20 protein-coding genes are annotated in these 22,634 nt (G+C 68.5%); all 20 read right to left on the reverse strand.

What is annotated here, in order from left to right; genetic code table 11:
• Window positions 1–13 precede the first annotated feature (13 nt).
• The 20 genes from ASD43_RS13615 to ASD43_RS13710 all read right to left on the reverse strand — a co-directional run bounded on the left by ASD43_RS13615 (window position 14) and on the right by ASD43_RS13710 (window position 22,620).
• On the reverse strand, window positions 14–1,036 hold the full coding sequence (locus ASD43_RS13615) for a quinone-dependent dihydroorotate dehydrogenase (RefSeq protein ID WP_056418535.1): 1,023 nt from the start codon (window positions 1,034–1,036) through the stop codon (window positions 14–16).
• A 10-nt stretch (window positions 1,037–1,046) separates the two neighbouring features.
• On the reverse strand, window positions 1,047–1,517 hold the full coding sequence (gene nrdR, locus ASD43_RS13620) for a transcriptional regulator NrdR (RefSeq protein ID WP_045253742.1): 471 nt from the start codon (window positions 1,515–1,517) through the stop codon (window positions 1,047–1,049).
• 10 nt (window positions 1,518–1,527) lie between these two features.
• Window positions 1,528–2,835: a histidinol dehydrogenase gene (gene hisD, locus ASD43_RS13625; protein WP_056418538.1), complete on the reverse strand. Its 1,308-nt coding sequence runs from the start codon at window positions 2,833–2,835 to the stop codon at window positions 1,528–1,530.
• Entirely contained in the window at window positions 2,835–4,343 is a 1,509-nt protein-coding gene (locus ASD43_RS13630) for a hypothetical protein (protein ID WP_235564137.1), read from the reverse strand. The genes hisD and ASD43_RS13630 overlap by 1 nt, the downstream gene beginning before the upstream one ends.
• Before the next feature lie 117 nt (window positions 4,344–4,460).
• The gene (dnaE, locus tag ASD43_RS13635) at window positions 4,461–7,979 is read right to left on the reverse strand and encodes a DNA polymerase III subunit alpha (RefSeq protein ID WP_056418540.1); all 3,519 of its coding nucleotides are present in this window, start codon (window positions 7,977–7,979) and stop codon (window positions 4,461–4,463) included.
• Between the two features lie 10 nt (window positions 7,980–7,989).
• Complete coding sequence (locus ASD43_RS13640) at window positions 7,990–8,610, reverse strand: GNAT family N-acetyltransferase (RefSeq protein WP_056419682.1); 621 nt, start codon at window positions 8,608–8,610, stop codon at window positions 7,990–7,992.
• Between the two features lie 79 nt (window positions 8,611–8,689).
• Entirely contained in the window at window positions 8,690–9,610 is a 921-nt protein-coding gene (locus ASD43_RS13645) for an RluA family pseudouridine synthase (RefSeq protein ID WP_056418543.1), read from the reverse strand.
• A 2-nt stretch (window positions 9,611–9,612) separates the two neighbouring features.
• The gene (lspA, locus tag ASD43_RS13650; protein ID WP_056418546.1) at window positions 9,613–10,173 is read right to left on the reverse strand and encodes a signal peptidase II; all 561 of its coding nucleotides are present in this window, start codon (window positions 10,171–10,173) and stop codon (window positions 9,613–9,615) included.
• Window positions 10,174–10,269: 96 nt separating this feature from the next.
• Entirely contained in the window at window positions 10,270–10,872 is a 603-nt protein-coding gene (locus ASD43_RS13655) for a DivIVA domain-containing protein (RefSeq protein ID WP_045253736.1), read from the reverse strand.
• A 154-nt stretch (window positions 10,873–11,026) separates the two neighbouring features.
• Complete coding sequence (locus tag ASD43_RS13660) at window positions 11,027–11,326, reverse strand: YggT family protein (protein ID WP_235564139.1); 300 nt, start codon at window positions 11,324–11,326, stop codon at window positions 11,027–11,029.
• Window positions 11,327–11,329: 3 nt separating this feature from the next.
• Window positions 11,330–11,809, reverse strand: coding sequence for a cell division protein SepF (locus tag ASD43_RS13665; RefSeq protein ID WP_056418549.1), 480 nt, complete (start codon window positions 11,807–11,809; stop codon window positions 11,330–11,332).
• A 43-nt stretch (window positions 11,810–11,852) separates the two neighbouring features.
• Window positions 11,853–12,557, reverse strand: coding sequence for a YggS family pyridoxal phosphate-dependent enzyme (locus ASD43_RS13670; RefSeq protein ID WP_056418553.1), 705 nt, complete (start codon window positions 12,555–12,557; stop codon window positions 11,853–11,855).
• A complete protein-coding gene (ftsZ, locus tag ASD43_RS13675; protein ID WP_056418556.1) occupies window positions 12,554–13,705 on the reverse strand; it encodes a cell division protein FtsZ in 1,152 nt (383 codons plus the stop codon). The genes ASD43_RS13670 and ftsZ overlap by 4 nt, the downstream gene beginning before the upstream one ends.
• Before the next feature lie 175 nt (window positions 13,706–13,880).
• On the reverse strand, window positions 13,881–14,828 hold the full coding sequence (locus ASD43_RS13680; protein WP_056418559.1) for an FtsQ-type POTRA domain-containing protein: 948 nt from the start codon (window positions 14,826–14,828) through the stop codon (window positions 13,881–13,883).
• 3 nt (window positions 14,829–14,831) lie between these two features.
• Window positions 14,832–16,229, reverse strand: a complete 1,398-nt coding sequence (gene murC / locus ASD43_RS13685; RefSeq protein WP_056418562.1) for a UDP-N-acetylmuramate--L-alanine ligase — start codon at window positions 16,227–16,229, stop codon at window positions 14,832–14,834.
• Window positions 16,230–16,291: 62 nt separating this feature from the next.
• Complete coding sequence (locus ASD43_RS13690) at window positions 16,292–17,368, reverse strand: UDP-N-acetylglucosamine--N-acetylmuramyl-(pentapeptide) pyrophosphoryl-undecaprenol N-acetylglucosamine transferase (protein WP_056418566.1); 1,077 nt, start codon at window positions 17,366–17,368, stop codon at window positions 16,292–16,294.
• Complete coding sequence (gene ftsW / locus ASD43_RS13695) at window positions 17,365–18,555, reverse strand: putative lipid II flippase FtsW (RefSeq protein WP_056418569.1); 1,191 nt, start codon at window positions 18,553–18,555, stop codon at window positions 17,365–17,367. The genes ASD43_RS13690 and ftsW overlap by 4 nt, the downstream gene beginning before the upstream one ends.
• Before the next feature lie 15 nt (window positions 18,556–18,570).
• Window positions 18,571–20,109: a UDP-N-acetylmuramoyl-L-alanine--D-glutamate ligase gene (murD, locus tag ASD43_RS13700; protein WP_056418572.1), complete on the reverse strand. Its 1,539-nt coding sequence runs from the start codon at window positions 20,107–20,109 to the stop codon at window positions 18,571–18,573.
• Window positions 20,099–21,211 (reverse strand): phospho-N-acetylmuramoyl-pentapeptide-transferase, encoded by a 1,113-nt coding sequence (mraY, locus tag ASD43_RS13705; protein ID WP_056418575.1) that lies wholly within the window; start codon window positions 21,209–21,211, stop codon window positions 20,099–20,101. Before mraY ends, murD begins: the two co-directional genes overlap by 11 nt.
• The gene (locus tag ASD43_RS13710; protein WP_056418578.1) at window positions 21,208–22,620 is read right to left on the reverse strand and encodes a UDP-N-acetylmuramoyl-tripeptide--D-alanyl-D-alanine ligase; all 1,413 of its coding nucleotides are present in this window, start codon (window positions 22,618–22,620) and stop codon (window positions 21,208–21,210) included. Before ASD43_RS13710 ends, mraY begins: the two co-directional genes overlap by 4 nt.
• Window positions 22,621–22,634 lie beyond the last annotated feature (14 nt).

Below are 22,634 nucleotides of genomic sequence, written 5' to 3' on the forward strand. Positions count from 1 at the left end.
CGCGCGGAACCGTTCAGCGGGCCGCGAGCCCGCGGTTGATCTCGCGGCCCCAGAACGGCCCGCGGTAGAGGAACGCCGTGTAGCCCTGAACGAGCGTGGCTCCGGCCTCGAGGCGCTCCTGGACGTCGGAGGCCGTCTCCACTCCCCCGACGGCGATGACGCAGAAATCCTCGGGCACGGCGGAGCGCACCAGACGGAGCACCTGCAGCGAACGCTCTTTGAGCGGTGCGCCGGACAGGCCGCCGGCTCCCAGCGCCTCGACCGTCGAGGCATCGGTCACGAGCCCTTCGCGACTGATGGTGGTGTTGTGCGCGATGATGCCGGCGAGTCCATCGTCGACGGCCAGCTTCGCGATCGCGGTGATCTCGTCGTCGGGCAGGTCCGGGGCGATCTTGACCAGCAGCGGCGTCTCTCCCGCGGCCTTCTGCACGGCCCGCAGCAGCGGGGCGAGCGTCTCGACGGCCTGCAGACCACGAAGGCCCGGAGTGTTCGGCGAGGAGACGTTCACGGCCAGGTAGTCCGCCAGCGGAGCGAGCTTCGTGGCGGACGAGACGTAATCGGCCGTGGCATCCTCGACGTCGACGACCCGACTCTTGCCGATGTTGACGCCGATGACCGTGTCGGGCGCTCCCCGGCGCAGCCGCGCGAGGCGCCGCGCGACGGCATCCGCACCCTCGTTGTTGAAGCCCATGCGGTTGATGACCGCGCGGTCGGCGATGAGGCGGAAGAGCCGCGGACGCGGGTTTCCCTCCTGCGGGATCGCCGTCACGGTGCCGACCTCCACGTGGCCGAATCCGAGGGCCGCGAGACCGCGCACGCCGACGGCGTTCTTGTCGAAGCCTGCTGCGATGCCGAACGGCGAGGCGAAGCTCAGACCCAGTGCGCCGACCCGCAGGGTCGGGTCGGGCCTGGTGCATGCACGTGTGACGCGGGCGAACGGGCCTGCGCCCAGCACGCGGATCACCGCCATGCCGGCGTGGTGGGCGAACTCGGGGTCGAAGCGCGACAGGACAGCGCGGAAGAGCAGCGGATACATCACTGCCAGATTACCGGTCGGCGAGCTCCGGATCCGCGTGGTCCGCACGGAGATCGGTGATGGCGCTCTCGAAGTCGTCGAGCGAATCGAACGCCTGGTAGACGCTCGCGAACCGGAGGTACGCGACCTCGTCGAGGTCGCGCAGCGGCCCGAGGATCGCCAGCCCGATCTCGTTGGTGTCGAGCTGCGAGACGCCGGTCTGGCGCACCGCCTCCTCGACGCGCTGAGCGAGCACGGCGAGATCGGCCTCGGTCACCGGACGACCCTGGCAGGCCTTGCGCACACCGGAGATCACCTTCTCGCGGCTGAACGGCTCCATCACGCCCGAGCGTTTGATGACGTTGAGGCTCGCGGTCTCCGTGGTCGTGAACCGGCCGCCGCACTCCGGACATTGGCGGCGTCGACGGATCGACAGACCGTCATCGCTGGTGCGGGAATCGATGACCCGGGAATCCGGATGACGACAGAAGGGGCAGTGCATCTGACCGATCCTACGCCGTGAAACGAGCCTCGATCGCCTCACCGTGAGCGGGCAGCACCTCGGTGTCGGCGAGAGCGACGACGCCGGCGCGAACCTCGGCCAGCGCGGCGCGGTCGTAGGCGATGACCTGCTGCGGACGCAGGAACGTGTACGCGCCGAGCCCCGGCGCGTACCGAGCCTGCCCGCCCGTCGGCAGCACGTGGTTGCTTCCGGCCATGTAGTCGCCCAGGCTGACGGGGGTGTGATCGCCGACGAACACCGCTCCGGCGCTCGTGAACGACGCGGCCGCGGCCTCGGCATCCGCCAGGTGCAGCTCGAGGTGTTCCGGAGCGTAGGCGTTGCTGAACGCCGCCGCCATCGCACGGTCGTCCACCAGCACGATCGCTGACTGCGGTCCGTCGAGCGCCGCCGCGACACGGACCGCGTGCCGGGTCGCGGCCGCCCGCGTGCGGACTTCCTCCACCACCCGATCAGCCAGATCCGCGGAGTCCGTGACCAGGACCGCGGAGGCCTGCTCGTCGTGCTCGGCCTGGCTCACGAGATCTGCGGCGATGAGTCGCGGGTCCGCCTCGGCGTCCGCGACGACGAGGATCTCGGTGGCACCCGCCTCGGAGTCCGTGCCGACGACACCGGCCACCGCGCGCTTCGCGGAGGCGACGTAGTTGTTACCGGGGCCGGACAGCACGTCCACCGGATCCAGCCCGATGCCGGCGACCCCGTACGCGAAGGCGCCGATCGCTCCCGCGCCGCCCACCGCGTACACCTCGGTGATGCCGAGCAGGCCCGCTGCGGCGAGGATCGTCGGGTGCACGCGCCCGTCCTGGTCGCGCTGCGGCGGGGATGCGAGGGCGATCTGCTCCACCCCCGCGACCTGCGCGGGGACGACGTTCATGATCACGCTCGACGGGTAGACCGCCTTCCCGCCGGGGATGTAGACGCCCGCTCGATGCACCGGCTGCCAGCGCTGCGTGATGGTCGCCCCGGCGCCGATGCGCGTCACCTGGGACGCCGGCACCTGGGCGGCAGAGGCGATGCGGACGCGGCGGATCGCCTCGTCGAGAGCGGCACGGACCTCGGGGTCGAGGCTCGCCATCGCCTCCTCGATGTGCGCCGCCGGAACGCGGAGATCGTGGCCGACGACCCCGTCGAACCGCTCCGCCTGCTCCCGCAGCGCCTCCTCGCCGCGCTCTCGGACATCGTCGACGATGCGCGCCGCCGTGTCGAGGGCCTCGGCCCTGGCCTGGGTGGCGCGCGGAACCGCCGCGAGCATGTCAGCCGGCGAGAGCTCGCGCCCCCGCAGATCGATCGTGCGCAAGATCAGCCCTTCGTGATGTCAGCGATGTCGTGCAGGTAACCGATGCGACCGTCGTCGTGTCGGATGACGTAGGCGCCGCCACGGTCTTCGATGACCAGGGCCCAGGCGCTCGGGCCGATCCGGAAGATCGCGTCGCCTCGCTCGTCATGGACGTCGCGTTCGGTCTGCGCGAGGATCCAGAACGGCTGCGCGGCCGTCATCGCGGCGTGAGCCGCCGTCTCGTCGCGATCGTCCTCGTCGTCGATGGTGGGAAGAGCGACGGTGCGCGGGGACGAGACGTCGTACGCCGTGGCCCCCAGCAGGGACTCGATGCTGCCGGTGTCCGAGAGGATCTCCTGCGTCTGGCCCCGGGACCGTCGGGAGTACGCCGGCACGTACTCCTCGTCGGCGGTGGCGTCCTCGGTACCCGTGCCGCCCCCGGAGGCGTGCGCGGCGAGCGGTACCTGCTCGGCGAGATCGATCCGGGCGACCTCGTCCGTGGCGTGCTCCCCCGAGAGTTCGACGTCGAGCCCGCCGGCGGGAAGCGGCGTGGTGGTGTACGCCGGCGTGGCCGAGCTCGCCGATGCATCCCCGGCGACGGGAGCCTGCCCAAAGTCGGCGCCGAGATCATCCGTCTGGACCGGATCAGCCGCGAGGGTGGGCTCCACGAACAGAGCGTGGTCACCGGCGGGCTGCGCGGACCCGGACGCCAGCTGCTCCTGAGCGGGAGCCTGCCAGTCCTGGGCGGGAGTCGGCGGCTCCTGAACGGGAGCCTGCTGCTCCTGGGCGGACGCATCCGTCGTCCAGGAGGAATCCTGCAGAGCCTCGTCTGCCGTGGCGTCCGCTGCGACCGGGGCGGAGTCCGCCGTGACCGGGGCGGAGTCGGCTGCGACCGTGGCGGCCGTCGGCTCGGGTCGAGGACGCGGGATCACCGGACGGACGGGGTTGGCATTGCGGTGGGCGAGTGTGACCAGTCGACCCTGGAAGTCCTCCTTGAGCCCCGGTACCAGGGGCGCGAAGACCGTCAGCACCACGAGCGCCAGTGCAGCGATGAGCTGGACGACACCGTTCCAGGAGAGTCCGAAGGCTCCGATCTCGATCGCGACGGTCACGGCGCTCCACAGCGCTCCGAGCCAGTAGACGGCGGCGACGGAGAACGCGACCGAGGCGAACTGATCGATCCCCAGTGAGCCGACCCGGCGGATCCCGTCGGGCGAGAAACGTCGCAGGATGAGCAGGAAGACCGCGGCCGTCGGGACTCCGACCGGGAGCACCCACTGGATCCCGGTGCCCCAGATCGAGACACCGCCGAGGTGCGGGAAGAACGACGCGATGAACGCGATGGCCCAGACGCCCACGATCAGCAGCTCGCGCAGAGTGAATCCGATGATGCCGAACTCCGGCGTCACCTCCTCGTCGTACAGCACGCCGTCGTCGTCGGAGAAGACCTCGTCGGCCGTGTGCTCCGTCGACGCCGTCCGGTCATCGGCATCCGTGCCGGCGCCGCTGAGGAAGGGTGATTCCGTGCTCATGGGGAGGGTCCTTTCGCCACGGTGCAGAGCTTCTGACGCCCGCACCCGAACGCGTCCTGATACTACCCGGTGCGTCCGTGAGGTCCTCACCGGAAGACGCCCCTCACGGGACCTCGGTCACCCCAGGCAGGTGGGTCCGAGGAGGGACTTCAGATCTCCGAACAGATCAGCCGTGACCTTGACCGGCATGGGGACCTCGAACACCTTCGCGGTGTTCCCGCGGTGCACCCGCAGCACCACCTCGGTCTCGCCGTTGTGTCGCCGCAGCACCTCGGCGAGCTCGTTCATGACCCGCTCGGTCGCACGCTGTTCTGCGAGCACGAGCGACAGCGGGCCCGCTGCATCGAAGGACCCCACATCGGGGGCGAACGCCGACTGGGCATGCAGGTTGAGCCCGTCATCACGTCGCGACACCCGACCGCGCACGGCCAGGATCGAGTCCTGCTGCAGGACGTGCTGGAACTCGGTGTAGGTCTTTCCCATGAACATGACCGTCACCTCGCCGTTGAAGTCCTCGATCGTGATCATGCCGTACGGGTTCCCGCTGGCCTTCGCGACGCGATGCTGCACGCTCGTGACGAGCCCGGCGACGGTGACCTGGTCGCCGTCCTGCACGTCGTCGGAGTTGTTGAGGACGTGGATCGAGATCGACGCGTGCTTCGCCAACGGGACCTCGAGACCGGCGAGCGGATGGTCCGAGACGTAGAGTCCGAGCATCTCGCGCTCGAAGGCGAGCTTGTCCTTCTTGATCCACTCCGGACGCGGCGGCACCTTGGCGGGGGCGACCTCCTCGAGGCCGTCGTACAGACTGTCGAAATCGAATCCGATCGCTCCCTGCGCCTCGTTGCGTTTGCGGTCGACGGCGGCCTCGACCGCATCCTCATGCACTTCGAGCAGCGCGCGGCGCGTGTCTCCCAGCGAGTCGAACGCACCGGCCTTGATCAGCGACTCCACGGTGCGCTTGTTCGAGACGTGCAGCGGCACCTTCTCGAGGAAGTGGTGGAACGACGTGAATCGCTCGCCCTTGCGGGCCTTCACGATGCCTTCGACGACGTTGCTTCCGACGTTGCGCACCGCTCCGAGGCCGAAGCGGATGTCGTCGCCCACGGCCGCGAAGTAGTTGATGGAGTCGGAGACGTCAGGGGGAAGCACCTTGATGCCCATCCGTCGGCACTCGTTGAGGTACAGCGCCATCTTGTCCTTCGAGTCGCCGACGCTGGTGAGCAGCGCCGCCATGTACTCGGCGGGGTAGTGCGCCTTGAGGTAGGCGGTCCAGTACGAGACCACCCCGTACGCGGCCGAGTGCGCTTTGTTGAAGGCGTAGTCGGAGAACGGGAGCAGGATCTCCCAGATCGCATTCACGGCGCCGTCGGAGTATCCGTTGGCGTGCATGCCGGCCTGGAAGCCCTCGAACTGCTTGTCGAGCTCGGACTTCTTCTTCTTTCCCATCGCGCGACGCAGGATGTCGGCCTGTCCGAGCGAGAACCCCGCCACGCGCTGGGCGATGGCCATGACCTGCTCCTGATAGATGATCAGTCCGTAGGACTCGTCGAGGATGTCGGCCAGCGACTCGGTGAACTCCGGGTGGATGGGAGTGATCGGCTGCTGGCCGTTCTTGCGCAGCGCGTAGTTCGTGTGCGAATTCGCCCCCATGGGCCCCGGCCGGTACAGCGCGATGAGCGCCGAGATGTCGCCGAAGTTGTCGGGCCGCATGAGCCGCATGAGCGATCTCATCGGACCGCCGTCGAGCTGGAACACGCCGAGCGACTCACCCCGACCGAGCAGGTCGTAGGCTCCCCGGTCGTCGAGCTCCAGCTTCTCGAGGTCGAGCTCTTCGCCGCGGTTGGTGCGGATGTTGTCGAGGGCGTCCGAGATGATCGTGAGGTTGCGCAGCCCGAGGAAGTCCATCTTGATCAGGCCGAGCGACTCGCAGGACGGATAGTCGAACTGCGTGACGATCTGGCCGTCCTGCTCGCGGCGCATGATCGGGATGATGTCGATCAGCGGCTCGGACGACATGATCACGCCCGCGGCGTGGACGCCCCACTGACGCTTCAGCCCCTCGAGACCCAGCGCGCGGTCGAAGACCGTCTTCGCCTCGGGGTCGGTCTCGATGAGCGCGCGGAACTCGCTCGCCTCTTTGTAGCGCTTGTGCGCCGTATCGAACATGCCGCCGAGCTCCATGTCCTTGCCCATGACGGGAGGCGGCATGGCCTTGGTGAGACGCTCACCCATGCTGAACGGGAAGCCGAGCACGCGGCCGGCGTCCTTGAGGGCCTGCTTCGACTTGATGGTGCCGTAGGTGACGATCTGCGCCACGCGCTCCGAGCCGTACTTGCGGGTCACGTAGTCGATGACCTCGCCACGGCGACGATCATCGAAGTCGACGTCGAAGTCGGGCATCGAGACGCGGTCCGGGTTGAGGAACCGCTCGAAGATCAGACCGTGCTCGAGCGGGTCGAGGTCGGTGATCCGCATCGCGTAGGCGACCATCGAGCCGGCGCCGGAGCCTCGACCCGGTCCGACGCGGATGCCGTTGTCCTTGGCCCAGTTGATGAAGTCGGCGACGACGAGGAAGTAGCCGGGGAAGCCCATCTGCAGGATGATGCCGGTCTCGTACTCCGCCTGCGTGCGGACCTTGTCGGGGATGCCGCTCGGGTACCGGTAGTGGAGGCCGGCCTCGACCTCTTTGATGAGCCAGCTGTCTTCGGTCTCGCCGTCCGGCACGGGGAAGCGCGGCATGTAGTTCGCCGCCGTGTTGAACTCGACCTCGCAGCGTTCGGCGATCAGCAGCGTGTTGTCGCACGCCTCGGGGTGGTCGCGGAACAGTTGGCGCATCTCGGCCGCGGTCTTGATGTAGTAGCCGTCGCCGTCGAACTTGAACCGGTTGGGATCGTCGAGTGTCGAGCCGGACTGGACGCAGAGCAGCGCCTCGTGCGCGCCGGCCTCGTGCTGGTGGGTGTAGTGGGAGTCGTTGGTGCCGACCAGCGGGATCTGCAGGTCCTTGGCGAGCCGGATGAGGTCGGTCATCACCCGACGCTCGATGGACAGACCGTGGTCCATGATCTCGGCGAAGTAGTTCTCCTTGCCGAACAGATCCTGGAACTCCGCCGCGGCCGCACGTGCGGCGTCGTACTGACCGAGACGCAGCCTGGTCTGGATCTCGCCCGAGGGGCAGCCGGTCGTGGCGATCAGCCCTTTGCCGTACGTCTGCAGGAGCTCCCGGTCCATGCGGGGCTTGAAGTAGTAGCCCTCCATGCTCGACAGCGAACTGAGGCGGAAGAGGTTGTGCATCCCCTGGGTGGTCTCGCTCCACATCGTCATGTGGGTGTACGCGCCGGAGCCCGAGACGTCATCGCTCTTCTGATCCGGCGAGCCCCACTGCACTCGGGTCTTGTCGCTGCGGTGGGTACCCGGGGTGACATAGGCCTCGAGACCGATGATCGGTTTGACCCCGGCCGCGTTGGCGGCCTTGTAGAACTCGAATGCGGCGAAGGTGTTGCCGTGATCGGTCACCGCGATGGCCGGCATCTCGTAGTCTGCGGCGGCCTGAGTCATCGCCGCGATCTTCGCCGCCCCGTCGAGCATCGAGTACTCGCTGTGCACGTGCAGATGGACGAAGGAGTCGGATGCCATGCCTTCGAGTCTACGGCTGACCCCCGACATCGGAGCCGCTGCGGGGGGTCGCCCCGGCCCCTCGAAGATCGAGGCGCATGAGCACCCGGGGGAAGCCGTCGAGCGTGGATCGCGTGTCGGTCGCCTTGGTGAATCCCGCCGCCTCGAACAGCGCCCTCGTCCCGACATACGCCATCGTGAGGTTCACCTTCTCGCCACGGTTGTCGACGGGATAGCCCTCGATCGCCGGTGCGCCCAGCCTCTTCGCGTGCGCGACGGCCCCCTCGATCAGCGCGTGCGATATGCCCTGCCTGCGGTGCCCCGGACGCACTCGCACGCACCAGAGCGACCACACGTCGAGGTCGTCGATGTGCGGGATGAGCCTGTTCCTCGCGAACGTGGTATCCCGGCGGGGATGAACCGCCGCCCACCCGACAGGTTCGTCGTCGAGGTAGGCGATCACGCCGGGAGGCGGGTCCTGATGGCAGAGCTCCCGCACGCGATCCGCGCGCTGGGAGCCTCGCAGCTCGTTGTTCTCTTTGCTGCCGATCCGATAGCTCAGGCAGAAGCACACGTTCGACGTCGGCTTCTTCGGCCCCACGAGAAGGGCCACGTCGTCGAACTCGGTCGCCGGTCGCACCTCGATGCTCATGCCGAGAGTCTGATGCACCCCACGGACATCGTCGAGCATCTCGATCGATTCCCGACGGGGATGGACGACTCGGAACGGGCTATTCGCCGCGCAGGATCTCCAACGCATGCTCGAAATCCGCAGGGTAAGCCGACTCGAACTGCACCCACTCCCCCGTGGCGGGGTGCGAGAACCCGAGCTTGTGCGCGTGCAGCCACTGCCGGGTGAGGCCGAGCCGTGCCGACATCGTGGGGTCCGCGCCGTAGAGAGGGTCGCCGACGCACGGATGCCGGAGCGCGGCCATGTGCACGCGGATCTGATGCGTGCGCCCCGTCTCCAGGTGGATCTCCAGCAGAGACGCACCCGGGAACGCCTCGAGCGTCTCGTAATGGGTGACCGACGGCTTGCCGTCCGGCGTCACCGCGAACTTCCATGAGTGGTTCGGATGCCGCCCGATCGGCGCCTCGATCGTCCCCGTCAAGGGATCGGGGTGACCCTGCACGACCGCGTGATAGATCTTCTCGACCGTGCGCTCTTTGAAGGCGTGCTTCAGCGCGGTGTACGCGGACTCGCTCTTGGCGACGACCATGAGCCCGCTCGTGCCGACGTCGAGTCGGTGCACGACGCCCTGTCGTTCGGGAGCGCCGCTCGTCGCCACACGGAATCCCGCCGCGGCCAGCGCACCCACCACCGTGGGGCCCTCCCAGCCGAGGGACGGATGAGCGGCGACGCCGGTCGGCTTGTCGACCACCACGATGTCGTCGTCGTCGTACACGATGCCCAGCTCGGGGACCGCGATCGGGATGATGCGCGGCTCCTCCTTCGGCTGCCATTCGACCTCGAGCCAGCCACCGCCGCGAAGGCGATCCGACTTGTCGAGCGTGACACCGTCGAGGCGCACGCCTCCGGCTGCGGCGACGTCCGCTGCGAACGTGCGGGAGAACCCGAGCATCTTGGCCAGGGCGGCGTCGACGCGCGTTCCCTCCAGTCCGTCGGGAACGGGGAGAGAGCGGGACTCCACGCTCAGCGTCCGTCCGACGCGGGCGCACCCGGCGTCGTACCGTCGAGGCGTGAGGAACCGGCCTCGGCGGAGGAGGACTCCGCATCGGCGTCGACAGCGGCGGCCTCGGCTTCCTCATCGGTCTCGACGGCGACGTGATCGCGGTCGCGGGTGCCATCGAACCGCAGCCCGAACACCACGAGCAGCGCCACGGAGATCATGCCGGTGACGATGAAGATGTCGGCCACGTTGAAGATCGCCGGCATCATCCAGGGCATGGAGATCATGTCGACCACATGACCCATCGGGAAACCGGGATCGCGGAACAGGCGATCGGTCAGGTTGCCCAGCACACCGCCGAGGAGGCAGCCGAGCACGACGGCCCAGAGCCGGGAGCGGAGTCCTGTGGCCTTCCACACGATCACGCAGGCGACGACCGCGAGTGCGATCGTGAAGATCCATGTGACGTCGGACCCGAGCGAGAAGGCGGCACCGGGGTTGCGGACGTAGTACAGCTGAAGGAACTCGCCCAGCACGGGGACCGGCTCCTGCAGCGGCAGGTTCTCGGTGGTGAGGTACTTCACAAACTGATCGGCGGCCAGCACGAGCGCTGCGAGAATCGCAACGATCGCGCCGGCCGCCGACCGACGAAGGGCGGGGCGTCCTGGCAAAAGGACGACCTACAGTCCGATCGCGGAGACCGGAGTCGAGTCCGTGGATCCCGACTTCTCGTCGAGGTCGCGGAGCTGGCCCTCGATGTATCCGCGCAGCTGCGAGCGGTAGTCGCGCTCGAAGTTGCGGAGCTCGGTGATGCGGGCCTCGAGCGTGTTGCGCTCGCGCTCCAGGCGTGCCGACTCCTCGCGCTGCTTGGCCTCGGCCTCGGTGCGGATGCGGTTCACCTCGCCCTCGGCGTCGGCGATGAGCTGGTCGCGCTTGGCTTCACCCTCGGCGACGTGCTCGTCATGCAGACGCTGTGCGAGCTCGATGATCCCGGCCGTGGCGGTCGCCGAGCCGGAAGGCGTCGGCTCGGCCGGGGCGGGAGCCTCGGCGACGACGGGAGCAGGGGTCTCGGCGACGGGAGCAGGAGCCGCGGCGGCGACGGGTGCGTCACCGGACTCGAATGCTGCCAGCTTGGCCTTGAGCTCGGCGTTCTCCTCGAGGGCCTTGCGCCACTCGATGACGATCTCGTCGAGGAAGTCGTCGACCTCGTCGGGGTCGAAGCCGTCCTTGAAACGGACGTGCTGGAACTGCTTGGTGACGACGTCATCCGGGGTAAGTGCCATGGTGGCTCCTTCGATGAGTTCGGTTGCCAGTGTTGATGATGGCATGGTCGAGATGTGGCGCGAACCCGGGGCGCGCACCTGGGAGCCAAGCATAGCCCCCGTGCCTGTCAGCCGCGACGACACGACACTCGGGCTCGGCGAAATCTCCGGGCTGTCAGATGAAGTTTCGCACGATGCTCATCAGGATGAGCACGATCAGGATGGTGATCGAGAAACCGAAATCCAGAGAGATCCCGCCGATCCGGAGGGGCGGGATGATGCGCTGGAAGAACCGCACGGGCGGGTCGGTGACGGTGTACACGAGCTCGGCCGCGATGAGGCCGGCGCCCTTGGGCCGCCATTCCCGATTGAACAGCGGAATGTAGCTGAGGATGAGTCGCGCGAACAGCACGATCAGATACAGCAGGAGCGCCAGATGGACGGTGCTGGCGATGATGGAGACGACGATCCCCACGGTCTACGACTGGTCGAAGCCCGCAGACTCGGCGTCTGCGTGGGCGATTCCCCCGTGGCCGGACACCGAGATGTTCTCCGGAGAGAGCAGGAACACCTTCGAGGTGACCCGCTCGATGCGGCCGTAGAGGCCGAGCGAGAGCCCGGACGCGAAGTCGATCAGACGGCGAGCGTCGGCGTCGCTCATCTGGGAGAGGTTGATGATGACCGGGACACCCTCGCGGAAGCTCTCAGCGATGAGCTGCGCATCGCGGTACTGCTTCGGGTGCACGGTGAGGATCTCGTTCACTGCCCCTCCTGCGGGCTGACGCACGGCGACGGGGCGCCGCAGCGGGGTGACGGGGGCCGGCGCGGGCTCTTCCCGATCACGGTCACGGTCGCGGTCACGCTCGCGCTGGGCGCGAGCGGGAGCCGGCTCTTCGTAGACCTCTTCCTCATCGGCGAGGCCGAGATACACCATGGTCTTCTTCAGCGGGTTACCCATCGTGTCCTCCGGTTCGAACGAGTCGGGTTGGTCTGTTCACAGGTTAACCCCGGTCGGGGCGGGGGCCCGTGATTGCGGAGCCGATCCGCAGGTGTGTCGCGCCCGCGTCGATGGCCTCGACGAAATCGCCGGTCATCCCGGCCGAGATCCAGGTCGCGGACGGCTCGAGCAGGCGCACCTGATCGGCCACCACCCGCAGCCGGGAGAAGGCGGATGCCGGCTCCTCGTCGAGCGGAGCGACGGCCATCACGCCGCGCAGCCGCAGCGAGGACAACGACAGGATGTGCTCGGCGAGGGTCGACGCGTCGGCGGGCTCGATCCCGCCGCGCCCTTCGTCCTTCGTGAGGTTCACCTGGATCAGCACGTCGAGCGGCTCATCATCCTCGGCCACCCGGTGCAGGGCGTCCGCCAGCTTCGCCCGATCGAGCGAGTGCACGGCATCCGCGCTCCGACGGATCGCCGACGCCTTGTTGGTCTGCGCCTGCCCGATGAAGTGCCAGCGGACATCCAGGTCGCCCACCTCGGAGACCTTCGATGTGAGCTCCTGCTGACGATTCTCCCCCACCTCGAGGACCCCCAGCGCGTGCAGGTCGCGCACGAGGGACGCGGGGTGGAACTTCGTCACGACGATCCGGGTGATCTCCGAGGGGTCGCGATCCGCTCGGCGCGCTGCGTCGGCGATCCGTTCGTCGATCGCCGACAGCCGCGCGGCCAGAGCCGAACGGCTCTGGCCGGGGCCGTCCGTCACTTCAGGAATTCGGGGATGTCGATGTCGTCGTCGGCGAAGGCCGGCTCGATGCTGGTCGTCGCGACGCGCTGCTGCACGCGCTCCGGTGCGGCAGGCTCTGCGGCGGGCGTGCTCTCCTCGTCCTTCGACAGCGTCACCTCGGGCAGCGTGCTCGCGGCGGCGGGACGCGTGACGACCATCGGGTCGAGGCGGAGCGACGGCTCGCCGCTGTCGAAGCCGGCGGCGATCACGGTGACGCGCACCTCATCGCCGAGCGTGTCGTCGATGACGGTACCGAAGATGATGTTCGCCTCGGGGTGCGCTGCCTCCTTGACGAGGTCAGCGGCGTCGTGGATCTCGAAGATGCCGAGGTTCGATCCACCCTGGATCGAGAGCAGCACGCCGTGCGCTCCCTCGATGCTCGCCTCGAGGAGCGGCGATTCGACGGCCAGCTCTGCGGCCTTGATCGCCCGGTCGGCGCCGCGGGCGGATCCGATTCCCATGAGTGCGGATCCCGCACCCTGCATGACGGACTTGACGTCCGCGAAGTCGAGGTTGATCAGACCCGGCGTCGTGATGAGGTCGGTGATGCCCTGGACACCCGCGAGGAGCACCTGGTCGGCCGTGGCGAAGGCCTCGATCATCGAGATGCCGCGGTCGCTGATCTCGAGGAGACGGTCGTTCGGCACCACGATGAGGGTGTCGACCTCTTCCTTGAGCTTCACCACGCCGGCCTCGGCCTGGCTCTGACGGCGACGGCCCTCGAACGAGAACGGCTTGGTGACGACGCCGATGGTCAGCGCGCCGATCGACTTCGCGATGCGTGCGACGACGGGAGCTCCACCGGTTCCGGTTCCGCCTCCCTCGCCCGCGGTCACGAAGACCATGTCGGCTCCCGTGAGCGCCTGCTCGATCTCTTCCGCGTGGTCTTCCGCGGCGCGGCGCCCCACCTCGGGGTCGGCTCCTGCGCCGAGACCACGGGTGAGCTCGCGACCGACGTCGAGCTTGACGTCGGCGTCGCTCATGAGCAGCGCCTGGGCGTCGGTGTTCACGGCGATGAACTCGACTCCGCGAAGACCGAGGTCGATCATGCGGTTGACGGCGTTGACGCCGCCACCGCCGACGCCGACGACCTTGATGACGGCGAGGTAGTTCTGGTTCTGGCTCATGGCCGGCCTCCGAGTAGTCGAGCCTGTCTATGGGTGAGAATCCAGGGCTTGAACCTTAAACCTCAACTAGAGGTGTAAAGTATTTCCCGGTATTGGTTTCTCTTGTTCGAAGGTAAGCGCGATGCACACGCGCGCACGCAGCGACACGGGCGTGTCGCCCGTTTGACGCCGAAAGTCAGCCGACGACGACGGCGTGCGGCGACGTGACGTCGATGGAGGACGCCCCGGGATTGCCGATCAACGTCTTCGAGAGGACCTCGCTCTTCATCGGCGAGTTCTCCGAGCTCCCCCACACGACGGTCAGTCCGGTGTTCAGCGTGAGCGTCACATCGTCGGCCGTCGTCGCTCTGACTCCGGTGAGAGATGCGCGCAGATCCGCAGGGACGGACCGTATGACGAGTCCGGCGCTCTCGAACGCGGCCGAATCCGTGCCGCCCTCGATGTCGAGCAGGGGCTGCCCCTCCGGCTGATCCGAGGTCGTGGAGAGCGCGACGCCCGCCGCATCGACCAGCGTGTACCCCGCATCCGAGCGGATGACGCCGACGGGGGTCCGCTCGACGATCCTCACCGTCAGGTCATGCGGAGGCTTCGCTTCGAGCGCGTAGGTCTCTATCAGCGGGAAGGCCAGCAGGGCCGCCTTCACCTCGCTCGAGTCGACGAGCGCCAGAGGCGTGCCCACCTGCCCCGCCAGAGCGGTCTCGACCGCGGCAGGATCGAGGGTCGAGGCGCCGACGACCGTGACCTTCTCGACCGCGAAGAGCGGGCTGTACGCCGCGATCACCGTGCCGCCCACCACCACGGCGATCGCGCCGACGGTGCTCAGCCAGATGATGCGGCGACGACGCGACCGCTGCGTGAATCGCCGGATCTCGGCTCTCAGCGCCTTGCGGCGCGCTCGGGCCGCGCGCCACACGTCACGCGTGGACGTCGGCCGATCCGACGCCTCCTGCACGGTCTCGTCCGCACCGTCGGCCTGCGAGCCCACGGGCTGATCCGCACCGGTGCGTGTGGTGGGGTCGTCGCGCTGCGCACGAGATGCCCGACCCGCGCCACGGCGTCGCGACGCCGTGGCGCCGTCCGCGGCCCCCGCGGGCGGGGTGGGGAGCGCAGGTGGACGCCGCATCGGCTAGGCCCCGGTGGTGCGCAGCGACTCGAGCACCTGCGGGATGATCTGGTAGACGTTGCCGCAGCCGAGAGTCACGACGAAGTCGCCCTCACGCGCGACGGATGCCGTGTAGTCGGCCGCCTGCTGCCAGTCCGCGACGTAGTGCACGTGCGCGGGGTCGCGGAATGCGCCACTCACCAGCTCGCCCGTGACGCCGGGGACCGGATCCTCCCGCGCACCGTAGACGTCGAGCATCACCGTGTGATCGGCGTGGGCCTCGAGCACGTCGGCGAACTCCTGGAACATGTGCTGCGTGCGCGAATAGGTGTGCGGCTGCTGGATCGCGATGATGCGACCGGCGCCTGCGAGGGAGCGCATGGCCTCGAGCGCCGCGCGCACCTCGGTCGGGTGATGCGAGTAGTCGTCGTAGACCGTCACACCGCGTTCGACGCCGTGCTGCTCGAGACGACGCACCGTACCGGCGAAGCCTTCGACGGCACGCGCGGACTCGGCGAGCCCGAAGCCGACGGCGAGGAGGACCGTGATGGCACCCGCCGCGTTGATCGCGTTGTGCACTCCCGGCACGGCCAGCTGCAGACGGACGCTCTCGTCGCCGCGACTGATCGTCGCGGAGACGGGCCCCGCTGCCACGATGTCGGTGACGCGGACGTCGGCATCCTCCGCCTGTCCGAAGGTGAGGACGTGCGGATGCGACAACCCTGCCCCGACCCGCAATGCCCCCGGGTCGTCGCTGGAGATGACGACGGCCTCGGTCGCGGCATCGGCGAAGCGGACGAACGCATCGTGGAACGCCTCGTCGGAACCGTAGTGGTCGAGGTGGTCCGGGTCGACGTTGGTGATGAGCGCCACGGCCGTGTCGTAGAGCAGGAAGGTGCCGTCGGACTCGTCGGCCTCGATCACGAACAGCTCCCCCGTGCCCGTCGCACTGGAGATGCCCAGCTGCTCGATGACACCGCCGTTGACGAAGTTCGGATCCGCGCCGAGTGCCTGCAGAGCCGTCACGATCATGCCGGTCGACGTGGTCTTGCCGTGCGCGCCTGCGACCGAGACCAGTCGGCGCGAACCGATGAGCCAGTGCAGTGCCTGCGAACGGTGGATCACGTGCAGGCCGCGCTCCTTCGCCGTGACGAACTCCGGGTTCTCGGGCCAGATCGCGCCGGTGTGCACCACGGTGTCGGCATCGCCGAGGTGAGCAGCATCGTGCCCCACATGGACGACCGCCCCGGCGGCCGCGAGGGCGCGCAGATTGTCGCTGTCGGCGCGGTCGCTCCCGGACACCCGGATGCCCGCGTCCAGGAACATCCTGGCGAGGCCGCTCATGCCGGAACCACCGATGCCGATGAAGTGGGCGGAGGAGATCGACTCGGGGATCGGGAGGGAGAGGTCAGGTCTGATCATGTCGGATTCAGTCTACTTTTCGGTAGGGACGTTTCGGCGGCGCGACGCCGCCGGAGGCACGGTCAGGAGACGCCGAGTGCGCGATCCACGAGGGCGATCACGTTCTCGGTGCCGCTGCGGGTCCCGACCTTCCCAGCTGCTGCGGCCATCTCAGCGAGCCGCCCCGGATCGTTCAGGACGGGGATCACGATGCGGCGCACGGCATCGCCGTCGAACGACGCGTCGTCCAGCAGGCGTGCCGCTCCGACGGCGACGGCCGACGCGGCGTTGAGCCGCTGCTCGCCGTTGCCCACCGAGTACGGCACGTACAGGGCGGGGATGCCCAGCGCGCTGATCTCGCTGACCGTGGCGGCGCCGGAGCGCGAGACGATCAGGTCGGCGAGGGCGAACGCGAGATCCATCCGATCCACGTAGCGCCGCAACGCGTATCCGGGCACCTCGGGGTCGACGAGGTCGCTGCGCTCCCCCGTGACATGGAGCAGCTGCCAGCCGGTGGCAAGGATGTCTCCCCACGAATCCGCGAGCGCGTCGTTGAGGCGCTGAGCACCGAGCGAACCGCCGAAGACGAGCAGCACAGGGCGGACGGCGTCGAGTCCGAAGTGCACCGCCGCCTCGTCGCGGGCTGCCGCGCGATCGAGCTCGATGACCTCACGGCGCAGAGGCATGCCCACCACCTCGCTGCCGCGCAGACGGGTGCCGCCGAAGGCGACTCCGGTGGCCGCAGCCCCTCGCGCGCCGAGGACGTTGGCCAGTCCCGGCTTGGCGTTCGCCTCGTGCACGACGAAGGGCACGCCCTCGCGACGGGCCGCGACGTAAGCCGGAGCGGCGGCGTAGCCGCCGAAGCCCACCACGACATCCACGTCGTGGGCCCGGATGTGGTCGCGGACCTGGGCGACGGCGCGGCGGAATCGAGCGGGGAAGGACGTCGCCTGCCGGTTCGGACGGCGCGGGAAGGGCACCTTGTCGACGATCAGAAGCTCATAGCCGCGGACGGGGACGAGTCGGGACTCGAGGCCCTCGGCGGTGCCGAGCACGAGCACATCGGCGTCGGCATCCCTGGCCCGCAGTCCGTCGGCGACGGCGAGCAGGGGGTTGACGTGACCGGCGGTGCCACCGCCGGCGAGAAGGTACGAGGTCACCGTGCGACCCTACCCCGCCCCACTGATGCGTTCCGCAGAGGAGCCTGAGCCTCGACGGCGGGGATGGTGCGGGCGAAGGAGAGCAGCACTCCGCAGGCGATGAGCACGGCGAGCAGCGCGGTGCCGCCCTGTGACATGAACGGCAGCGGAACTCCCATGACGGGGAAGAGACCGATCACGACGCCGACGTTGAAGACGGCCTGGCCGGTGATCCAGACCGTGATCCCGCCGGCGGCGACGCGGATGAACGGGTCGGCCGTCTTGCGGATGATGTGGAAGGCACCGACCGTGAACAGCGTGAAGAGCGCGAGCACGACGATGCATCCGATCAGACCGAGCTCCTCGCCGACGATCGCGAAGATGAAGTCGTTCCCCGCAGCGGGCAGCCACCCGTACTTCTCCTGCGAGTTGCCCAGACCGACGCCGAAGATCCCGCCCGAGGCCATGCCCCAGATGCCGTGGATCGACTGGTAGCAGTCCCCTGTGTAGGCCGACATGTCGGAACAGGTCGCGGTGATGCGCCGCATCCGGTCGGGGCTGGTGATGGCGAGAGCGATCACCGACACGACCCCGAGGAGCACGGGCAGGATGAACAGGCGCAGCTTGACGCCGGAGAAGAACAGGCACCCGAGCAGGACGATCACGAGCACCATCGCCGTGCCGAGGTCCTTGCCCGCGATGACCGTGCCGATCGCGAGCGCCCCGACGGGCACGACGGGGATGAAGACCTGGTGCCAGGTGCCGAGCATGGTGTGCTTGCGCATCAGCACGAAGCCGATCCAGAGGGCGAGGGCGAGCTTGAGGAACTCCGACGGCTGCAGGGTGAAGCCCGCGACCATGATCCAGTTGCGGTTGCCGCCGTCCTCGATGCCGAGGGGGGTGAACACGAGCAGCTGGAGGGCGACCGCACCGAAGAGCGCAGGCCACGCCATCTTCTTCAGGAAGGCGATCGGCAGTCGCGAGATCAGGAACATGAGCGGGACGCCGAGGACGGCGAAGATGCCCTGGCGCAGGGCGCCGTCCATCGGATTCTCGCCGCTGGCGACCGCGGTGGCGCTGGTCGCTGAGAGCACCATCACGAGTCCGAAGATCGTCAGCATCAGCGCGGCCGACGCGATCATGAGGAATTCGGTGGAGACCGGGGTGAACCTCCGGCCGAGCGAGACGCGAGCGGCGAGACCGCTCATCCCCCGCCTCCGGACTCAGACCGTGAGGGGCGTGCGACCTGAGTCATCGGCGTTCCCCCGGTCTATCCAGTCCCGCACCGCCTCGGCGAAGCGGTGTCCGCGATCCGCGTAGCCGGAGAACTGGTCGAAGGATGCCGCTGCGGGGGCCAGCAGGACTGTGCCCTCACCCTCGACGATCCCCGCGGCGATCTCCACGACGCGATTCATGACGTGATCAGTCTCGCCAGCATCCACCTCGAACACCGGGACCGTCGGCGCGTGTCGCTCGAATGCCGCGACCACCGATCCGCGCTCGACGCCGATCACGACCGCCGCCTTGGCCGTCGCACCGACCGACGCGACGAGCTCGCCGATGTCGACGCCCTTGAGGTCGCCGCCGACGACCCAGATCGCTCCCGGGTATGCGCGCAGCGACGAGGCCGCGGCATGCGGGTTGGTCGCCTTCGAGTCGTCCACCCAGGTGATGCCCGCATGGCGCGCGATGACCTGGATGCGGTGCTCGTCGAGGCGGAAGGACTGCAGCGCGGCGTGGATCGCCTCCGGCTCGACTCCCAGCGATCGGGCGAGCGCGCTTGCGGCCAGGATGTTCTGCACGATGTGCGGAGCCGCGAGACCGACCCGCTCCAGGTCGGCGACGGTGGTGAGCTCGAGCGCGCTGCGCGCCCTGTCGTCGAGGAAAGCCCTGTCGACGAGCAGCCCCTCCACCACGCCGAGGTCGCTGGGACCGGGGATCCCGAGGTCGAACCCGACGGCACGCGCCCCCTCGACCACCTCGGCCTGCTCGACCATGGTGCGGGTCGCCGGATCTGCCTTGTTGTAGACGCACGCGACGCGGGTGTTCCGGTACACGATCGCCTTCGCATCGCGGTAGGCATCGGCGCTGCCGTGCCACACGAGATGATCGTCCGCGAGGTTGAGACACACGGACGCGTGCGGGTACAGCTCACCCTCGGCGCTCGACCGGCCGAGATACCAGAGCTGATGGCTGGACAGCTCGACCACCAGCACGTCGAAGCCCTCGGGGTCTCGCACCGCATCGAGGATAGGCACTCCGATGTTGCCGCAGGGGGCGGCGCGCAGCCCGCCCTCGACCAGCAGCGACGCGGTGAGCTGAGTGGTCGTCGTCTTGCCGTTCGTGCCGGTGATCAGCACCCAGTCGGCGGACGAGCCGTCCGCTCGCCGCACCTTGTCGCGCACACGCCAGGCGAGTTCGACGTCGCCCCACAGAGCGATGCCGGACTCCTGCGCCCAGCGGATCACGGGATGTGCGGGCGAGAACCCGGGAGAGGCGATGATCACCTCGGGATCGAATCCGCTCAGGGCGGCGGGCACCGTCGCCAGCGGACCGAGCTCGAGGCGGGCCCCGATCACCGGAAGCAGCCGGGCGTACTCCTCTTCGGCGGACTCGCTGAGCACGAGCACGTCGGCGCCGAGCTCGGTCAGGGTGTCGGCGACCGAGAAGCCCGTCATCGACAGGCCGAGCACGGCGACCCGCAGGCCGGACCAATCGGCGTGCCAGCTGGTCAACGTCGCGAGCCTGGCGTCAGTCGACACGGGTCAGCCATTCCACATAGAACAGACCGACCGCAGAGACGGCCAGGAGACCTGCGATGATCCACATGCGCACCACGATGGTCACTTCGGACCATCCGCGCATCTCGAGATGATGGTGGAAGGGGCTCATCAGGAACAGCCGCTTGCCGCGAGTGATCTTGAAGTAGCCGCGCTGCAGGATGACCGACCCCGAGGCCATGACGAACACGCCGGCGATGATGAAGAGCAGCAGCTCGGTGCGGGTGAGGATCGCCATCGCGGTGATCACGCCGCCGATCGCCATCGAGCCCACATCGCCCATGAAGACCTTCGCCTTGGGCGCGTTCCACCACAGGAACCCGATCAGGCTCGAGGCGACCGACGCCGCGATGATCGCGAGGCTGAAGGGGTCGCGGACCTCGTAGCATCCGCTGAACGCCGCCTTCTCGACGCCCTCCCCCACACACGACTGCTTGAACTGCCAGAAGGCGATCAGGCTGTAGGCGCCGACGACGATGACCCCGGCACCGGCCGCGAGACCGTCGAGACCGTCCGTCAGATTCACGCTGTTGGACGTCGCGACACCGATGATCGCGATCCACAGCAGGTAGAGCACCCATCCGAGGATCGCCGCGAAGGCGAACAGGTTCAGCCACGGGATGTCGCGGAACAGCGAGATCGATCCGGATGCGGGGGTCTGATCGTACGCGTTGGGGAAGTTCAGGGCGACGATCCCGAACGGGATGATCACGACGAGCTGACCGATGATCTTGCGCCATCCCGACAGACCGAGGCTGCGCTGGCTGTGCACCTTCATGTAGTCGTCGATGAAGCCGACGGCGCCGAAGCCGACCATGAGCCACAGCACGAGCAGTGCGGAGAGCGCGGGGGTGCCGCCGCCGACGTACGTCGCGGTGAAGTAGCCGACCATCGTGCCGAGGATGAAGATGACACCGCCCATGGTGGGCGTGCCGCGTTTGGCCTCGTGGCTCGGGTTCTCGATCGCTTCGGGGGTGCGGATGACCTGCCCCCAACCCCACTTGCGGAAGAGCCGGAGGAAGACGGGAGTCAGGAACAGGGTGAAGGCGAGCGATATCGCGGCCGCCATGATGAGAGACCTCACGAGAACAATTCTCCCAGACGATCGCCGAGATGCCGCAGGCCCACGGAGTTGGACGACTTCACGAGGACCCGATCGCCGTCACGCAGCTCCGTGCGCAGGTACTCGAACGCCGCGTCCTGGTCGGGGAAGAAGACGGCTTCGCTGTCCCAGGACCCCTCGCTGATCGCGGAGATGAACAGTCGGCGCGCCTCCGGCCCGACGACCACGATGCGCTGGATGTTGAGGCGCACGGCGAGCAGTCCGATCCGGTCGTGCTCCTCGCCCGCGGTCTCGCCGAGCTCGCTCATGGCGCCGAGGACGGCGACGGTGCGCTCGTCCTGGCCGGTGATCTGCGCGAGGGTGCGCAGCGCTGCCGCCATCGAGTCGGGGCTCGCGTTGTACGCGTCGTTGATGATGCGCACCCGGTCGTTGCCGAGGGGCTGCATCCGCCAGCGCTCGGCGATCTCGACGGTCTCGAGGCGCGCGACGGCGTCGGCGGTCGACACTCCGAGCACCCGAGCGGCGGCGATCGCCGCGAGCGCGTTGCCCACGTGGTGCGCGCCGAGCACCTGGAGCCGCAGCGGGATCCGCTCTCCGCCTGCCTCGACCACGCACGTCGTACCCGAGGCGGTCACCTCGACATCGTGCGCGCGGACGTCTGCGGCATCGCTCTGCCCGAAGCCGACGACCGACATCCCCCGGGACGTCGCCAGCTCGCGCATGGCGGCGACACGGAAGTCGTCCACGTTGAGCACGGCGGTGCCCGACGCGGTGGCCGCAGAGACGAGTTCGGACTTCGCCTTCGCCGTCGCCTCGATCCCGCCGAACCCTCCGGCATGGGCCATGCCCACCATGAGGACCACCGCGACATCGGGATGCACGAGACCTGCCAGCCGCGCGATGCTGCCGGGAGCGTCCGCTCCGAATTCGCTGACGAGGAATCGGGTGCCGTAGGTGACGCGCAGCATCGTCACGGGCGCGCCCACCTCGTTGTTGTAGGACTTGATGGGAGCGACGGTCTCACCCTCGTCGGCGAGGATGCGAGCGAGGAAGTTCTTCGTCGTGGTCTTGCCGTTCGAGCCCGTGATGCCCACGATCCTGAGGTCACCGGCGGCGCGGACCCGAGCGACGACCTCGCGGGCCAGATCCGCGAGGGCGGTCACGGCGTCGGGGACCACGATCTGCGGGATGTCCTCGTCGACCACGTGCTCGACGATCGCGAGAGCCGCGCCCGCCTCGCGCGCTGCGCCGACGAACCGGTGCCCGTCGGTCTCGGCACCGGGCTTCGCGACGAAGATCGAGCCGGGACCCATCTCTCGGGAATCGGTGTCGACGATCCCGTCGACGATGGTCTCGGCTGTCGCGGGACCCGCGAGACGGAGATCACCCCCGAGGACGGTGGCGATCTCAGCAAGCGACAGGGCGATCATGACGTCTCCAGGCG

Origin of the sequence: Microbacterium sp. Root553 (genome assembly GCF_001426995.1) — a bacterium.
Classification (GTDB): Bacteria; Actinomycetota; Actinomycetes; order Actinomycetales; family Microbacteriaceae; genus Microbacterium.